At 69.4% G+C, this 13,090-nt stretch carries 13 protein-coding genes; 8 read left to right on the top strand and 5 right to left on the bottom strand.

Annotated elements, in window-relative coordinates; translation table 11 throughout:
• Position 1: 1 nt before the first annotated feature.
• Complete coding sequence (locus tag JJ691_RS36065) at positions 2 to 931, bottom strand: oxidoreductase (protein WP_211764014.1); 930 nt, start codon at positions 929 to 931, stop codon at positions 2 to 4.
• A gap of 74 nt (positions 932 to 1,005) precedes the next feature.
• On the opposite strand from JJ691_RS36065, the gene JJ691_RS36060 reads away from it, so the two are divergent.
• Together JJ691_RS36060 and JJ691_RS36055 are read left to right on the top strand one after the other, a co-directional pair.
• Positions 1,006 to 1,851 carry a sigma-70 family RNA polymerase sigma factor gene (locus tag JJ691_RS36060; RefSeq protein ID WP_211764013.1) on the top strand — a complete coding sequence of 282 codons (846 nt, stop codon included), beginning with the start codon at positions 1,006 to 1,008 and terminating at the stop codon, positions 1,849 to 1,851.
• Between the two features lie 207 nt (positions 1,852 to 2,058).
• Positions 2,059 to 3,813 carry an IS1634 family transposase gene (locus tag JJ691_RS36055; RefSeq protein ID WP_211763247.1) on the top strand — a complete coding sequence of 585 codons (1,755 nt, stop codon included), beginning with the start codon at positions 2,059 to 2,061 and terminating at the stop codon, positions 3,811 to 3,813.
• A gap of 48 nt (positions 3,814 to 3,861) precedes the next feature.
• Here JJ691_RS36055 and JJ691_RS36050 read toward each other — a convergent pair whose 3' ends face one another.
• Positions 3,862 to 4,134 carry a DUF2530 domain-containing protein gene (locus JJ691_RS36050; protein ID WP_211771920.1) on the bottom strand — a complete coding sequence of 91 codons (273 nt, stop codon included), beginning with the start codon at positions 4,132 to 4,134 and terminating at the stop codon, positions 3,862 to 3,864.
• A 29-nt stretch (positions 4,135 to 4,163) separates the two neighbouring features.
• Between JJ691_RS36050 and JJ691_RS36045 the strand changes: the two genes are divergently transcribed.
• From JJ691_RS36045 to JJ691_RS36030, 4 genes are all read left to right on the top strand, one after another.
• Positions 4,164 to 5,615 carry an NCS2 family permease gene (locus tag JJ691_RS36045; RefSeq protein WP_211764012.1) on the top strand — a complete coding sequence of 484 codons (1,452 nt, stop codon included), beginning with the start codon at positions 4,164 to 4,166 and terminating at the stop codon, positions 5,613 to 5,615.
• Positions 5,616 to 5,632: 17 nt separating this feature from the next.
• On the top strand, positions 5,633 to 6,067 hold the full coding sequence (locus JJ691_RS36040; protein WP_211764011.1) for a MarR family winged helix-turn-helix transcriptional regulator: 435 nt from the start codon (positions 5,633 to 5,635) through the stop codon (positions 6,065 to 6,067).
• A gap of 85 nt (positions 6,068 to 6,152) precedes the next feature.
• Positions 6,153 to 7,400 (top strand): MFS transporter, encoded by a 1,248-nt coding sequence (locus JJ691_RS36035; RefSeq protein ID WP_211764010.1) that lies wholly within the window; start codon positions 6,153 to 6,155, stop codon positions 7,398 to 7,400.
• A gap of 65 nt (positions 7,401 to 7,465) precedes the next feature.
• Complete coding sequence (locus JJ691_RS36030) at positions 7,466 to 8,221, top strand: ABC transporter permease (RefSeq protein ID WP_306291327.1); 756 nt, start codon at positions 7,466 to 7,468, stop codon at positions 8,219 to 8,221.
• Positions 8,222 to 8,322: 101 nt separating this feature from the next.
• Here the strand turns inward: JJ691_RS36030 and JJ691_RS36025 are convergent, their stop codons facing one another.
• Positions 8,323 to 9,252 (bottom strand): alpha/beta hydrolase, encoded by a 930-nt coding sequence (locus JJ691_RS36025; protein ID WP_211764009.1) that lies wholly within the window; start codon positions 9,250 to 9,252, stop codon positions 8,323 to 8,325.
• Positions 9,253 to 9,348: 96 nt separating this feature from the next.
• On the opposite strand from JJ691_RS36025, the gene JJ691_RS36020 reads away from it, so the two are divergent.
• Positions 9,349 to 9,795 carry a MarR family winged helix-turn-helix transcriptional regulator gene (locus tag JJ691_RS36020; RefSeq protein ID WP_211764008.1) on the top strand — a complete coding sequence of 149 codons (447 nt, stop codon included), beginning with the start codon at positions 9,349 to 9,351 and terminating at the stop codon, positions 9,793 to 9,795.
• A gap of 82 nt (positions 9,796 to 9,877) precedes the next feature.
• On the opposite strand, the gene JJ691_RS36015 is transcribed toward JJ691_RS36020, so the two are convergent.
• Positions 9,878 to 10,504, bottom strand: coding sequence for a superoxide dismutase (locus tag JJ691_RS36015; protein WP_211764007.1), 627 nt, complete (start codon positions 10,502 to 10,504; stop codon positions 9,878 to 9,880).
• 65 nt (positions 10,505 to 10,569) lie between these two features.
• Positions 10,570 to 12,066 (bottom strand): glutamate-cysteine ligase family protein, encoded by a 1,497-nt coding sequence (locus tag JJ691_RS36010; protein ID WP_211764006.1) that lies wholly within the window; start codon positions 12,064 to 12,066, stop codon positions 10,570 to 10,572.
• Positions 12,067 to 12,276: 210 nt separating this feature from the next.
• Here JJ691_RS36010 and JJ691_RS36005 point away from each other — a divergent pair, with 210 nt between their 5' ends.
• Positions 12,277 to 13,080, top strand: a complete 804-nt coding sequence (locus tag JJ691_RS36005) for a TrmH family RNA methyltransferase (RefSeq protein ID WP_211764005.1) — start codon at positions 12,277 to 12,279, stop codon at positions 13,078 to 13,080.
• Positions 13,081 to 13,090: the final 10 nt, after the last annotated feature.

Raw genomic sequence — 13,090 nt, 5'->3', positions numbered from 1 at the left:
CTCAGATGTAGCCAATGGGGCCGCCGGTGTAGTTGTGGGCCTTGTCGGCGACAGCCAGTTCCTGGGTCAGGGCGAAGCGGGTGACCAGGTCGGGGTTGGCGATGAAGTGCCGGGCGAACGACACGGCGTCGGCGAGATCGGATTCGACGGCGGCGGAGGCGGTGTCGGGGGAGAAGCCGTTGTTGGCGATGAGGAAGCCGTCGAAAAGCTTGCGGTAGCGGGAGAAGGCGTCGAGGTCGAACGACGCCGGGCCGCGAAGGTGTAGGTAGGCGGGGGAATCGAGCCGGCGGACGAGATCGTCGTAGTGGGAAAGGGTTTCCTCGTCGGGAAAGTAGTCGGGGCACGGGGGTGCGCTGTCGGTGGGGGACCAGTAGGGGGAGAGGCGGACGCCGACGCGGGCGCCGGTGGAGTGGACGGCGTCAAGGATGTCGAGCAGGAGGCGGGGAAGCTCACCGTAGGCGTCGGTGCGGTGGTTGAGACGGGGATTGAGGAACTGGGCGATGAGATACGTCCCGTTGGCGGCGATCTCGACGCCGTCGAAGCCGGCGCGGAGGGCGTTGGCGGCGGCGGTGCGGTAGTCGGCGATGGTCGAGGTGACCTCCGACGAAGGGAGAGGTCGAGTACCGGCGTGCCAGAGCTGGACGAAGATCCGGCCGCCGAGGGAGTGCACGAGGTCGGTGACCCGTCGCCAGCCGGCTACCTGAGCAGTGGTGAAAAGGCCGGGCACGTTGGGGAAGGGAACGTCCTGCGGACTGATCAGGGTGCCCTCGGCGATGATCAGCCCGGCGGATGCCCGGCGGGCGTAGTGCAGGGCGTGCAGATCCGACGGCACGCTGCCGCGGCAGCGGGTGGTGGGGGCCATCACGACCCGGTTGGGTAACACCAGGTCACCCAGGATCGCGGGGCGCAGCAGGGGGTTACCCTGGCTCATCAGCTCCAACTCCTCATCGCGTCGGTCAGGTCGGTGGCACGACACAGACGGATCGCGACGGGGAAAGGTGACCGATGCCCGAGAACAACCGGCTCGCGGAGCGGTTCGAGGCGCACCGACCGCTGCTGCGGGCGGTGGCCGGCCGGATGCTGGGCTCGACCGCCGAGGCGGACGACGCGGTGCAGGAGACCTGGCTGCGGCTGACCAAGACCGACGGCGTCGAGAACATGGAGAGCTGGCTGCGCACGGTCGTCTCGCGGATCAGCCTGGACATGCTGCGCAGCCGCAAGGCCCGGCGCGAGGAGCCCATCGACTGGCACCCGCCGACCGAGGTCGACGGCCCCGAGCACGAGACCGTGCTGGTGGACGAGGTCGGCCGGGCGATGCTGGTGGTGCTGGACCGGCTGGGGCCGGCCGAGCGGGTGGCGTTCGTGCTGCACGACATGTTCGCGGTGCCGTTCGACGAGATCGCGCCGGTGCTGGGCCGGACCACGGCGACGACGAAAAAGCTGGCCAGCCGGGCCCGCCAGCGAGTCAGAGGCGCTCAACCGCCTGAGACCAACGAGCAGAAGCAGGTCGTCGAGGCCTTCCTCAAGGCATCGCGGGAGGGCGATCTCGACGCCTTGCTGGCCGTACTCGCGCCGGACGTCGTCCGCACGGCTGATGCCGCGGCGCTGCCGAAGGGACGAAGCACGCTGGTCCGCGGCCGGGAGGCGGTGGCGAGGGAGATGCTGGTGCTGGGCAAGCGGGCGAGGTTCGCGGAGCCGGCCCTGGTGGACGGCAAGACGGGCGCGGTGGTCGCGCCGAACGGGCAGCTGCGGCTGATCCTGGCCATCGAGATCCGGGACGGCCAGGTCGCCGGGTACGAGGTGATCGCGGAGCCGGCGAGGCTCGAAAGGGCCGGGATCTCGATCCTCTAGACGCGTTTTCCGCATCGCGACCTGGTAGCCAGGAAACCGCATGACTGCCGAGATGGCTCTGGCGTGCGGTTCCAGGCCCCGGGCAGTCTCGGTGCGAGTGGCAAGATGTTGTGACAAACTCGGCACATGAGGACGGCCCATTACGGCGTGTCGCACACCCACACCCAGCGATCACGACGCTAACGTTGTGACAACATGTACCCGAAGGTGAAGCGAGTCCGTCGCGGCGGCCGCGTGTACGAGTACCTGGAACTGGTGGAGGGCCACCGGGTCGACGGCCAGGTACGGCAACGTGTTGTGGCAAAACTCGGCCGACTGGACGAGCTGACCGCCTCGGGCCGGCTGGAGCACCTGGTCGCAGGCCTGGCGCGACTGGACTCACCCCCGATCGGCACCCGCCGCGACGTCGGCCCGCTGCTACTGGTCACGCACTACCTGGACCGGCTGGGACTGGCCAAGATCGTTGACGACGCCGCGCCGATGCGGGGACGAGCCTCGGCCACCCACGGCGAGATCATCACCGCGCTGGTGGCCAACCGGCTCTGCGGGCCGGCCCCGCTCTACGACGTGGCCGGGTGGGCCTCCTCCGCAGCGGTGGCCGAACTGATCGGCGTGCCGGCCCTGCTGCTCAACGACGACCGGCTGGGCCGGGCGCTGGAAGCGCTGGCGCCAGAAGCCGAACGGGTCCGCAGCCGGCTGCTGGTCCGCACGGTCGAGACCTTCGCCGTGGCCGACGCCTCCCGACTGCACCTGGACCTGACCGCGGTCCGATTCGCCGGCCGGCACACCGACTCCACGCTGGTGGCCAAGGGATGGGCCGCCGATCGCAGCTTCGGCCGGCAGGTCAAAACCCTGCAAGCCACCACGACAACCGGGGTGCCGCTGTACTTCCGGCCGCACAAGGGCTCAGCAGGCGAGCTCCCCGCGTTCACCGCGGCCCTGGACGCGCTGCGCGCCCAACTCCCCGCCGGACTCGTCGCGATCGCCGATTCCGGCCTGGGCTACCTGAGCACCCTCTGCGCGCTCGACGCCGCCGCAACCCGGTTCGTGGTCCCGTTGCGCGCCGACACCGGCTGGGCCGGGCGCTTCCGCGCCGATGTGGGCACCCTGGACGCCCTGACCCACCTCGATCACCACTCCCGGCGCGAACAACACCTGCCCGCTGACCGCCGAACCGTCTACCGGGGGCTACTGCGGCCATTCCAGGTCACCGACCCCGACACCGGCCACCACCAGCTACGCGTGGCCTACATCCACTCCAGCGAAGAAGCCGCCTCCATCGCTGCGGCCCGCGAACGCGCCCTGACCCAGGCCGAAACCGCGCTGACCAAAATCCGCAACGGACTCGGCGGCCGCCACTACAAGACCAAACACCAGGTCGACACCCGCGTCGCGAAGATCATCGGACCCCACATCGCCGACCTGATCACCGTCACCACCGGACCCGCCCGCCACGGCAAACCCAGCATCGGCTGGCAGCGCAACCCCGACGCCATCGCGGCCGCGGCCGAGTTGGACGGGCTCTACGCCCTGGCCACCAACCTGCCCGATCCACCCGGCCGTGAACTGGCCACGCTCGACGTGCTCACCGTCTACAAAGACCAGTGGATCGTCGAGCAACGCCACCGCGACCTCAAGCAAACACTCAAAGTCCGCCCGCTGTTCCTGCACAACGACGACCGGATCGAAGCCCTCATCGCGATCATCGGGATCGCGCTGCTCATCTACGGACTCATCGAAGCCGAACTCCGCCACTGCCTTGGCCCTGACACCCCGCTACCCGGCCTGCTGCCCGAACACCGAGCCGCGATCCCCACCAGCCGAGCCGTCCTCGCCGCCTTCCACGGCCTCCAGCTGACCTACACCCCGACCGGTCCGCACCTGGACCGGCTGACCCGTGTCCAACGCACCATCCTCGCCCACCTCGACATCCCCCTGCCCTGGCCCGAAAACGCCAACTAGCCCGTCATGCCCGACAGAGGTAGCCGTCCAACGATGCGGAAAACGCGTCTAGAGCAGACCCTCCTGGGCGGTGCGCGAGCCCCGGCGGGCGGCAGAGCGCTGCCAGCGGAACACGCCGTAGCCGACAAAGCCCAGGCCGAAGCCGGCGAGGCAGGACCAGGTCCACTCCGGCGGCGCGCCGACCAGGAGCATGACGACGAACGCCACCAGGAAGGCGAGGGTGCCGACCACCACCACGGGGACGGGGTCGGTCAGGGACCGCGGCAGCGGCGGCGGGGTGCGCCCGGTAACCAGGTCGTTACCGTGCTCCTCTTTGGACATCTCGGCCACGTCAGGCAGGCTACCGCGCCATGAGGGCAGCAGCGCTGGACCGGTTCTTCAAGATCAGCGAACGGGGCTCGTCGATCGGGCGGGAAGTCCGCGGCGGGTTGGTGACATTCGTCGCGATGGCCTACATCGTGGTGCTGAATCCGTTGATCATCGGCAGTTTCTCGGCATCGGACCCGGGCGCGCACAAGGACGTGCTCGGCGACATCCTGCCGGTGCCGCAGGTGGCGGCGGTCACCGCCCTGGTCGCGGGCGTGATGACCATCCTGATGGGCCTGCTGGCCAACTACCCGTTCGCGCTGGCCACCGGCCTTGGCCTGAACAGCCTGGTGGCGGTGACCATCGCCCCGCAGGTGACCTGGCCGGAGGCGATGGGCCTGGTCCTGGTCGAGGGCCTGATCATCGTGCTGCTGGTGTTCACCGGCTTCCGCACGGCGGTGTTCAACGCGGTGCCGGCCGAGCTGAAGTCGGCCATCGCGGTCGGCATCGGCCTGTTCATCGCGCTGATCGGCCTGGTGGACGCGGGCTTCGTGCGCCGGCTGCCGGACGCCGCCCACACCACCGTGCCGGTGGGTCTGGGCATCAACGGCTCGATCGCGTCCTGGCCGACGTTCGTGTTCGTGATCGGCCTGGTGCTCACCGGCATCCTGGTGGCCCGCAAGGTCCGCGGCGCGATCCTGATCGGCGTGCTGTCCTCGACGGTGCTGTCCATCGTGGTGGAGGCGATCTTCCACGCCGGCCCGTCCAACGGCACCAACCCGCTGGGCTGGGACCTGGGCTACCCGGCGCTGCCGCAGCAGATCTTCGGCCTGCCGGATCTCTCGCTGGTCGGTCACGTCTCGTTCGGCGCCTGGACCCGGCTGCCGGCGATCACCGTGCTGCTGCTGGTGTTCACGCTGGTGCTGGCCGACTTCTTCGACGCCATGGGCACCATGACCGGCCTGGGCAAGGAGGCCGGCCTGCTGCGCGCGGACGGCCAGCTGCCGCAGGTGGGCCGGGCGCTGTTCGTGGAGGGCCTGGCCGGCGCGGCCGGCGGCTTCGGCTCGGCCAGCTCGAACACGGTGTTCGTGGAGTCGGCGTCCGGCATCGCCGAGGGGGCCCGCACCGGCCTGGCCAACCTGGTCACCGGCGTGCTGTTCCTGCTGGCGATGTTCCTCACGCCGCTGTACCAGGTGGTGCCGGTGGAGGCGGCCGCGCCGGCGCTGGTGATCGTCGGCGCGCTGATGATCCGGCAGGCCAGCGGCATCGACTTCACCGACTTCCGGATTGCCCTGCCAGCCTTCCTGACCATCGTGGTGATGCCGTTCACGTACTCCATCGCCAACGGCATCGGCGCCGGCTTCATCAGCTACGTGCTGCTGGCCGTGGCCACCGGCGGCGGGCGCAAGGTGCACCCGCTGATGTGGGTGGTGGCTGTGGCGTTCGTCGCGTATTTCGCGGTCGGGCCGATCGAGTCCGCCCTGGCAGGTAGTTAGTGAGGTATGCTAACTACATGGCGGAACCCGAGTCGACCGAGCCTGGGCTGGCCAGCCGTCTGCGGCTGGCCGTCGTGCGGCTCAACCGTCGGCTACGGGCTCAGCGCACCAACTCCTCGGTCACGCTGACCCAGGTGTCGGCCCTGTCCGCGCTGCGCAAGTGCGGACCGCTGACGCCGGGTGAGCTGGCCGCCAAGGAGGGTGTCCAGCCGCCGTCGATGACCAGGGTGATCTCGGCGTTGGAGGACTACGGCTTCGTGTCCCGGCGCCCGCACCCCACCGACGGCCGGCAGGCCATCGTCGAGCTGACCGAGCAGGGCGCGGCCTATCTGCGCGCCGAGGTCTCGGCCAGGGAGGCCTGGCTGGACTCGCGGCTGGCGGAGTTGGACGAATCGGACCGGGAGTTGCTCGCGCAGGCGGCGGAGATCATCGACCGGATGGCGGGCCAGTAAAGGGGGCGGCGGACGAGTGCCGGCATACGCGGGGAGCACCGGAGCAGAACAGAAGCACACCTCGGCAACCCCGCGCACGACCGGAATGTTCGGTTCGCTGCGTGAACGCAACTACAGACTCTTCGCCAGCGGGCAGATCGTCTCGCTGATCGGCACCTGGATGCAGCGCGTCGCCCAGGACTGGCTGGTCCTGGAGCTGTCCGGCAAGGACCCGATCGCCCTGGGCATCGCCGCCGCCCTCCAGTTCTTACCGACGCTGTTCCTCTCGCTGTGGGCCGGCGTGCTCGCCGACCGGATGGACAAGCGCCGGCTGCTGATGCTGCTGCAGGCCTCGATGGGCATCTGCGCGCTGGGCCTGGGCCTGTTGGACGTCACCGGCATCGCGCAGCTGTGGCAGGTGTACGTCTTCTGCTTCGTGCTGGGCTGCTTCTCCGCGGTGGAAACCCCGGTGCGCCAGTCCTTCGTGGTCGAGATGGTCGGCAAGTCCCAGGTCACCAACGCCGTCGCGCTGAACTCGATGACCTTCAACCTGGCCCGGATCGTCGGCCCGGCCATCGCCGGCGTGCTGATCACGCTGATCGGCACCGGCTGGGTGTTCCTCGGCAACTTCGTCAGCTTCGCCGCCGTGCTCACCGGCCTGGCGCTGATGAACCCGTCCCGGCTGCACCGGGGCACGCCCGCGCCACGCGAGCGGGGCCAGCTGCTGGAGGGCCTGCGCTACGTGCGCGGACGCCCCGACCTGGTGCTGCTGATGGTGCTGGTGTTCCTGGTCAGCACCTTCGGCATGACCTTCTTCACCACCCTCGCGGTCGCCGCGGCCAACGTCTTCCACCAGGACGCCGACGGTTACGGCCTGCTGTCCACCATGCTCGCCGTCGGCACCCTGTCCGGCGCCACCATGGCCGCCCGGCGCAGCACCCGCGGCCGGCCTCGGCTGCGCATGCTGTTCATCGGCGGGCTCGTGTTCGGCGTGCTGGAGATCGTGCTCGGCGTGATGCCGACCTACCTGGCGTTCGGGCTGATGCTGATCCCCATCGGCGCGGCGTTGATGACCTTCACCACCACCGCCAACAGCACCGTGCAGCTGTCGGTGACGCCGCAGATGCGGGGCCGGGTGATGGGCCTGTACATGCTGGTCTTCCTGGGCGGAAACCCGATTGGCGGGCCGCTGACCGGCTGGCTGGCCGACGCTTTCGGCGGCCGCGCCCCGTTCATCGCCGGCGGCATCGTGTCCGTGGTCGCGACCGCCGTCTGCGCTCTGATCCTGATGCGCCGGGCCGACATCAGCCTGCGGTCCCTGCTGCGCCGTCGAACGGTTCCGGAGGCTGCGTGACGCTGTGAAGGGGTCCTTCCTGGCGTTGAACGCGAGGAAGGGCCCCTTCCTGACAAGGTGGACGGGTGATCTCGAACTCGGCGGGATGGGTGCCGCTGCTGATCGTGTGCGTGGTTTTCACGGCGGCGGCGGCGTTCGTGGTGAAGGTGGGGCGGCTCTGGGAGCCGTGGCCGATCCTGCTGGCGGCGGGGCGGGCGGCCCTCCAGCTGGCGGTGGTGTCGGCGGTGATCACGGCGGTGTTGGCCTCGCTGGGGCTGACCGGAGGCTTCCTGCTGCTGATGGCCGTCGTGGCGACGGCGACGTCCGCGTCGCGGACGGGGGTGGGCTGGCGCGGGGCGTGGGTGGGGCTGGCGATCGTGGCGGGGGTGATCCCGGCGCTGGCGTTGCTGCTGGGCACGGGACTGCTGCCGCCGACGGGCCTGGCGCTGGTGCCGATGGGCGGAATCCTGATCGGCGGGGGCATGACGGCGACGACGTTGTCGGTGCGCCGGGTGCTGGACACGCTGCGGCAGCGGCACGGGGAGTACGAGGCGGCGCTGGCGCTGGGCTTCACGGAGCCGGTGGCGATCCGGGAGCTGGTGCGCAAGCCGGCGGCGGACGCCCTGTTGCCGGCGCTGGATCAGACCCGCACGGTCGGCCTGGTCACCCTTCCGGGTGCTTTTGTCGGCATGCTGCTCGGCGGCTCGCCGGTGTGGCTGGCCGGGGCTTTGCAGCTGGTGGTGCTGCTCGGCCTGCTGGCGGTGGAGGCCCTGGCGATCGTGATCGTGGTGGAGCTGGTGGCGCTCGGCCGGGTCCGAGGGGTTGACCCTCGGCAAAGGTAAGGCTAACCTAATATCAACCGCTTCGTGGTGGGAGCGGCAGTCAGTTCGGGAACAGGAGAGGCCCCGGGTCCGGCAGACCCGGGGCCTCTTCGCGTCCGGGATCAGGCCAGGGCGCGGGTCAGGAACTCGGCGGCCTGGTTGATCGCGGCGTCGGCGGCGTGGGTGCCGCGCAGCGCGTTGAGCATCACGAAGTCGTGGATGACGCCCTGGTAGCGCACGGCGGTCACGGGCACACCGGCCTCGCGCAGCTTGGCGGCGTAGGCCTCGCCCTCGTCCCGCAGCACGTCGGCCTCGCCGGTGATGACCAGGGCCGGCGGCAGGTCCTTCAACTGCTCGATCGAAGCCCGCAGCGGCGACGCGGTGATCTCGGCCCGCTGGGCCTCGTCGGTCGTGTACTGGTCCCAGAACCACTGCATGGCGTCGCGGCGCAAGAAGTAGCCCTCGGCGAACTGGTGGTACGACTCGGTGTCGAACGAGGCGTCGGTCACCGGGTAGAACAGCACCTGCTGCTTGAAGCTGAACTCGCCGGTCTGCTTGGCCATCAGGGTCAGTGCGGCGGTCATGTTGCCGCCCACCGAGTCGCCAGCCACCGCGACGCGGGTGGCGTCCAGGTTGTGCTCGGCGCCGTGCTCGAAGACCCACTTGGCCACGGCGTAGTTCTGGTTGATGGCGACGGGATAGCGGGCCTCGGGCGACAGGGTGTAGTCGGGGAACACCACGGCGGCCCCGGTCTTCACGGTCAGTTCGCGCACCAGTCGGTCGTGCGTGTGCACGCCGCCGAACACCCAGCCGGCGCCGTGGATGTAGATGATCACCGGCAGCGGCCCGGTCGCGCCGAGGGGCCGGGTGACCCGCACCGGCACGCCGTCGACGGTGTGCTCCTCAATGGCGACCTCGGGCTTGTCGGCCTCGCCGGCCTGCACCTCGTCGACGGCCTCGCGGCCCTTGGCGGGACCCAGGTCGAACAGGTACGGCGGGTTGGCGGTGGCCTCGGCGAACTCCTTGGCGGCCGGCTCCAGCACGACGCTCATGGCTTTCTTCCTCCTGCTCGCTCCTGCTCTGACACGGAGAACGCTAGTCCACGTTTAGATTGTGCACAACTTAAGTTGGCAAGTTATGATTGTGGTATGAACGACACGAGCAACCCGTTGCTGCTCAGGGACCAGCTGTGCTTCTCGCTCTACGCGGCCAGCCGGTCGGTCACCGCCCTGTACCGGCCGATGCTGGACGAGCTGGGCCTGACCTACCCGCAGTACCTGGTGCTGCTGGTGCTCTGGGAACACGGCACCGTCCCGGTCAAGGACGTCGGCGCCGCGCTTCAGCTGGACTACGGCACCCTGTCGCCGCTGCTCAAGCGGCTGGAGGCGAACGGCCTGGTGCGCCGGACCCGTCGGGCCGACGACGAGCGGTCGGTGGCCGTGGCGCTCACTGAAGAGGGGGAGGCGCTGCGCGACCGCGCGCTGTCGGTGCCGCCGGTCATCGGCACCGCGATGGGCCTGCGCGAGGAGGAGTTCGAGACGCTGCGCGGCCTGCTGAGCAAGCTCACCTCGTCGGTGCAGGCCTACACGGCCTGAAGACGCACCGAGACCCCGCCGTGACCGACGGGGCCTCGGTTTCTCCTGGCAGCTCGGCTTGTCGGAGCATCCACTGCCGGGTTCAGTTGGCCAGCCGCAGGCCGTTCTCGCCGGCCCGCGCGGCCTCGAAGCGCTCGTTGACGTCGGTCCAGTTCACGACGTTCCACAGCGCGGAGATGTAGTCCGCCTTGAGGTTGCGGTACTGCAGGTAGTACGCGTGCTCCCAGATGTCGAAGGCCAGCAGTGGCGTGGTGGCGATCGACAGGTTGGAGTGGTGGTCCTTGAGTTGCTGGGTGATCAGCCGCTGACCCACCGGCTCCCAGGCCAGGATGCCCCAGCCGGAGCCCTGGATGGTGCTCGCGGCCGCGTTGAGCTGGGACCGCAGCCCGTCGAAGGAGCCGAAGAACTCGTCGACGGCCGCCGCCAGCTCGCCGGTCGGCTTGTCGCCGCCGTTCGGGCTCAGGTTCTTCCACCACACCTGGTGCAGGGCGTGGCCGGCCAGGTGGAAGGCGAGCGTGGTCTCCAGTCCGACGATGGAGCCGAACGCGCCCTTGTCCCGCGCCTCGTCGATCTGCTCGATCGTGTCGTTGGCGCCCTTGACGTAGGCGGCGTGGTGCTTGCCGTGGTGCAGCTCGTTGATCTCGCCGATGATCGCCGGCTCGAGCGCGCCGTAGTCGTAGTCGAGGTCGGGCAGTACGTACTGGGCCATAGATGCCACTATCTAGCAATTGCCAGATAGTGGCAACTAGGACCTGTGAGGTGCTGCCGATCGACCTACCAGACCGGCCAGGTGTGCACCGGGTTGCCGGAGTGCATCAGGTCGACGTACCGGCGCAACATCCCGATCAGCGCCGCCTCGCGGTCGGCGCCGCGCTGCTCCAGCTGCGAGACGGTCTCCCGCTGCCACGACGAGCCGGTGCGCCGGGCCACGCAGCGCTGCTCGATGATGCCGAGATAGCGCTCCCGGGCCGCGTCCGAGACGCCCAGTTCGCGCAGGCCCTCGTGGGCCATCGGCAGCAGCCGTCGCAGCACGAGCTCGTCCGGCGGCACCCAGCCGATGCCGGGCCAGTACAACTGGGCGCCCATGCCGTGCCGCGCGCCCGAGTAGAGGTTTTCCTCGGCCGCCTGGAACGACATCTGCGTCCATAGTGGACGATCCTGGGTAGCCAGCGCCCGTTGCGCGCCGTAGAAGAACGCGGCGTTGGCCAGAATGTCCACAATGGTCGGACCGGCCGGCAGCACCCGGTTCTCCACACGCAGGTGCGGCACGCCGTCGACCAGGTCGTACACCGGGCGGTTCCACCGCCACACGGTTCCGTTGTGCAGCCGCAGTTCCGACAGCTGCGGCGCGCGGCCGGCGGCCAGCTCGGCGATCGGGTCCTCCTGGTCGATCACCGGTAGCAGGCCCTGGAAGTAGCGCACGTTCTCCTCGAACAGATCGAAGATCGAGGTGATCCAGCGCTCGCCGAACCAGACCCGTGGCCGCACGCCCTGGTTCTGCAGCTCCTGCGGCCGGGTGTCGGTGGCCTGTTGGAACAGCGGAATCCGGGTCTCGTGCCACAACGCCTTGCCCAACAGGAAAGGCGAGTTGGCGGCCAGCGCCACCTGCACGCCGGCCAGGCACTGCGCCGCGTTCCAGTGCGCGGCGAAATGGTCCGGCTGCACTTGCAGATGCAGCTGCACCGAGGTGCAGGCCGCCTCCGGCAGAATGGACTCCGCGTAGCTGCGCAGGCGTTCCGGCTCGCCGCCCGGCATCGGCGGGCCTTCCATGTGCAGCACCATCTCTTCGCCGCGGGCGGCGAAGATCTCGTCGTTGAGCACCGTGTAGCGCCGGTTGCTGGTCAGCCAGCGCGGGTCGAAGTGCTCGCGCCGCAGCGTCGGCAGCACCCCGATCAGCACGATCGCCGAGCCCGCGTCCTTCGCCTTGGCGTCCGCGTTGTCGAACGTCTGGCGCAGCTCCCGTTCCAGGTCAACGGCCTCGTTGCCGGCCAGCGGCCGCGGTGGCACGTTGATCTCCAGGTTGTGCTGGCTGAGTTCGGTGGTGAAGGAGGGATCGTCGATCTTCTCCAGCACCACGGAGTTCGTCATCGCCGGTCGCAGCTTCTCGTCGACCAGGTTCAGCTCGATCTCCAGCCCCATCTGCTGTTGGGGGAACGAAAACACGTCATCCGTGAGCATTCTGGCCAACGCGTCGAGACAGCGCTGCACCTTCTCGCGGTAACGCTGGCGGTCCTCCCGGCTGAATGTTCGGTCGGACACGTCCTTGCCCATGCCGCCTCCCACTTCGGTCTGCCCGGATCCTCGGGCGCCTGAAGCGAATGCCCACCGTGACACAACGGGTTTGGCCTGCCCATCGGCCAAAACGGTGCACTCTGTCACATTGGCATAACTTCCGGTGAGAATGCGCTGGTAGAGGGCTTGGGTTTACCACTCCTGGCAACGCCGAAACATGGTATGGGCGAACAGTGAGAGACTGCGTCCGTGCCGCAGGTGATCGAGATCGACGACCCCTCGGACACCAGGCTGGACGACTTCCGCGACCTGTCGACCGCCGACCGGCGGCCGGACCGGCCCGGCGGGCGCGGCCTGGTGATCGCCGAGGGTGTCATCGTCGTGCGCAGGCTGCTGGACTCGCCCTATCCGCTGCGCGGCCTGCTCGGCATCCCCCGTCGGATCGAGGAGCTGGTCCCTGATCTGGGTGATTTCGACGGCCCCGCCTACGCGGTGTCGGCCGACGTGATGGCCCGGGTTGTCGGCTTTCACCTGAATCGCGGGGTGCTGGCGGCGGCCGATCGCGCACCGCAACCGGATCCGGTGGCGCTGATGCGGGACGCCCGGATGCTGGCCGTGCTGGAGGGCGTCGGCGACCACGAGAACCTCGGCGCGCTGTTCCGCAACGCCGCCGCGCTGAGCGTTGACGGGGTGCTGCTCGGGGCCGGCTGCTCGGATCCGCTGTACCGGCGCAGCGTGCGGGTGTCGATGGGGCACGTGCTGCGGGTCCCGTTCGCCGACCTGCGACCGTGGCCGCAGGGGCTGGACCTCTTGCGGGCCAACGGCTTCACCGTCGCCGCCCTGACGCCCCGGGCCGACGCCGTCGACCTGCGGGAATGCAAGCTCCCGGGGGAGAAGGTGGCGTTGTTGCTGGGGTCCGAGGGGCCGGGGCTGACCGATGAGGCCATCGACGCCGCCGACGTCGCGGTGCGCATCCCGATGGCCGATGGTGTGGATTCCCTGAATGTCGCCACCGCGGGCGCGGTGGCGTTTCACGCCCTGGGGGTGTCGTGAGTACCGTCGA

The organism is Kutzneria sp. CA-103260, assembly GCF_018263855.1.
GTDB lineage: Bacteria > Actinomycetota > Actinomycetes > Mycobacteriales > Pseudonocardiaceae > Kutzneria.
Note: the sequence above shows the minus strand (reverse complement) of the source record. Positions and strands in the feature narration are given on the sequence as shown.

Bases quoted from the DNA above. Each gene is read 5' to 3' on its own strand.
- JJ691_RS36065 (WP_211764014.1), bottom strand. From the start codon at position 931: ATGAGCCAGGGTAACCCCCTGCTGCGCCCCGCGATCCTGGGTGACCTG.
- JJ691_RS36060 (WP_211764013.1), top strand. From the start codon at position 1,006: ATGCCCGAGAACAACCGGCTCGCGGAGCGGTTCGAGGCGCACCGACCG.
- JJ691_RS36050 (WP_211771920.1), bottom strand. From the start codon at position 4,134: ATGTCCAAAGAGGAGCACGGTAACGACCTGGTTACCGGGCGCACCCCG.
- JJ691_RS36045 (WP_211764012.1), top strand. From the start codon at position 4,164: ATGAGGGCAGCAGCGCTGGACCGGTTCTTCAAGATCAGCGAACGGGGC.
- JJ691_RS36040 (WP_211764011.1), top strand. From the start codon at position 5,633: ATGGCGGAACCCGAGTCGACCGAGCCTGGGCTGGCCAGCCGTCTGCGG.
- JJ691_RS36035 (WP_211764010.1), top strand. From the start codon at position 6,153: ATGTTCGGTTCGCTGCGTGAACGCAACTACAGACTCTTCGCCAGCGGG.
- JJ691_RS36025 (WP_211764009.1), bottom strand. From the start codon at position 9,252: ATGAGCGTCGTGCTGGAGCCGGCCGCCAAGGAGTTCGCCGAGGCCACC.
- JJ691_RS36020 (WP_211764008.1), top strand. From the start codon at position 9,349: ATGAACGACACGAGCAACCCGTTGCTGCTCAGGGACCAGCTGTGCTTC.
- JJ691_RS36015 (WP_211764007.1), bottom strand. From the start codon at position 10,504: ATGGCCCAGTACGTACTGCCCGACCTCGACTACGACTACGGCGCGCTC.
- JJ691_RS36010 (WP_211764006.1), bottom strand. From the start codon at position 12,066: ATGGGCAAGGACGTGTCCGACCGAACATTCAGCCGGGAGGACCGCCAG.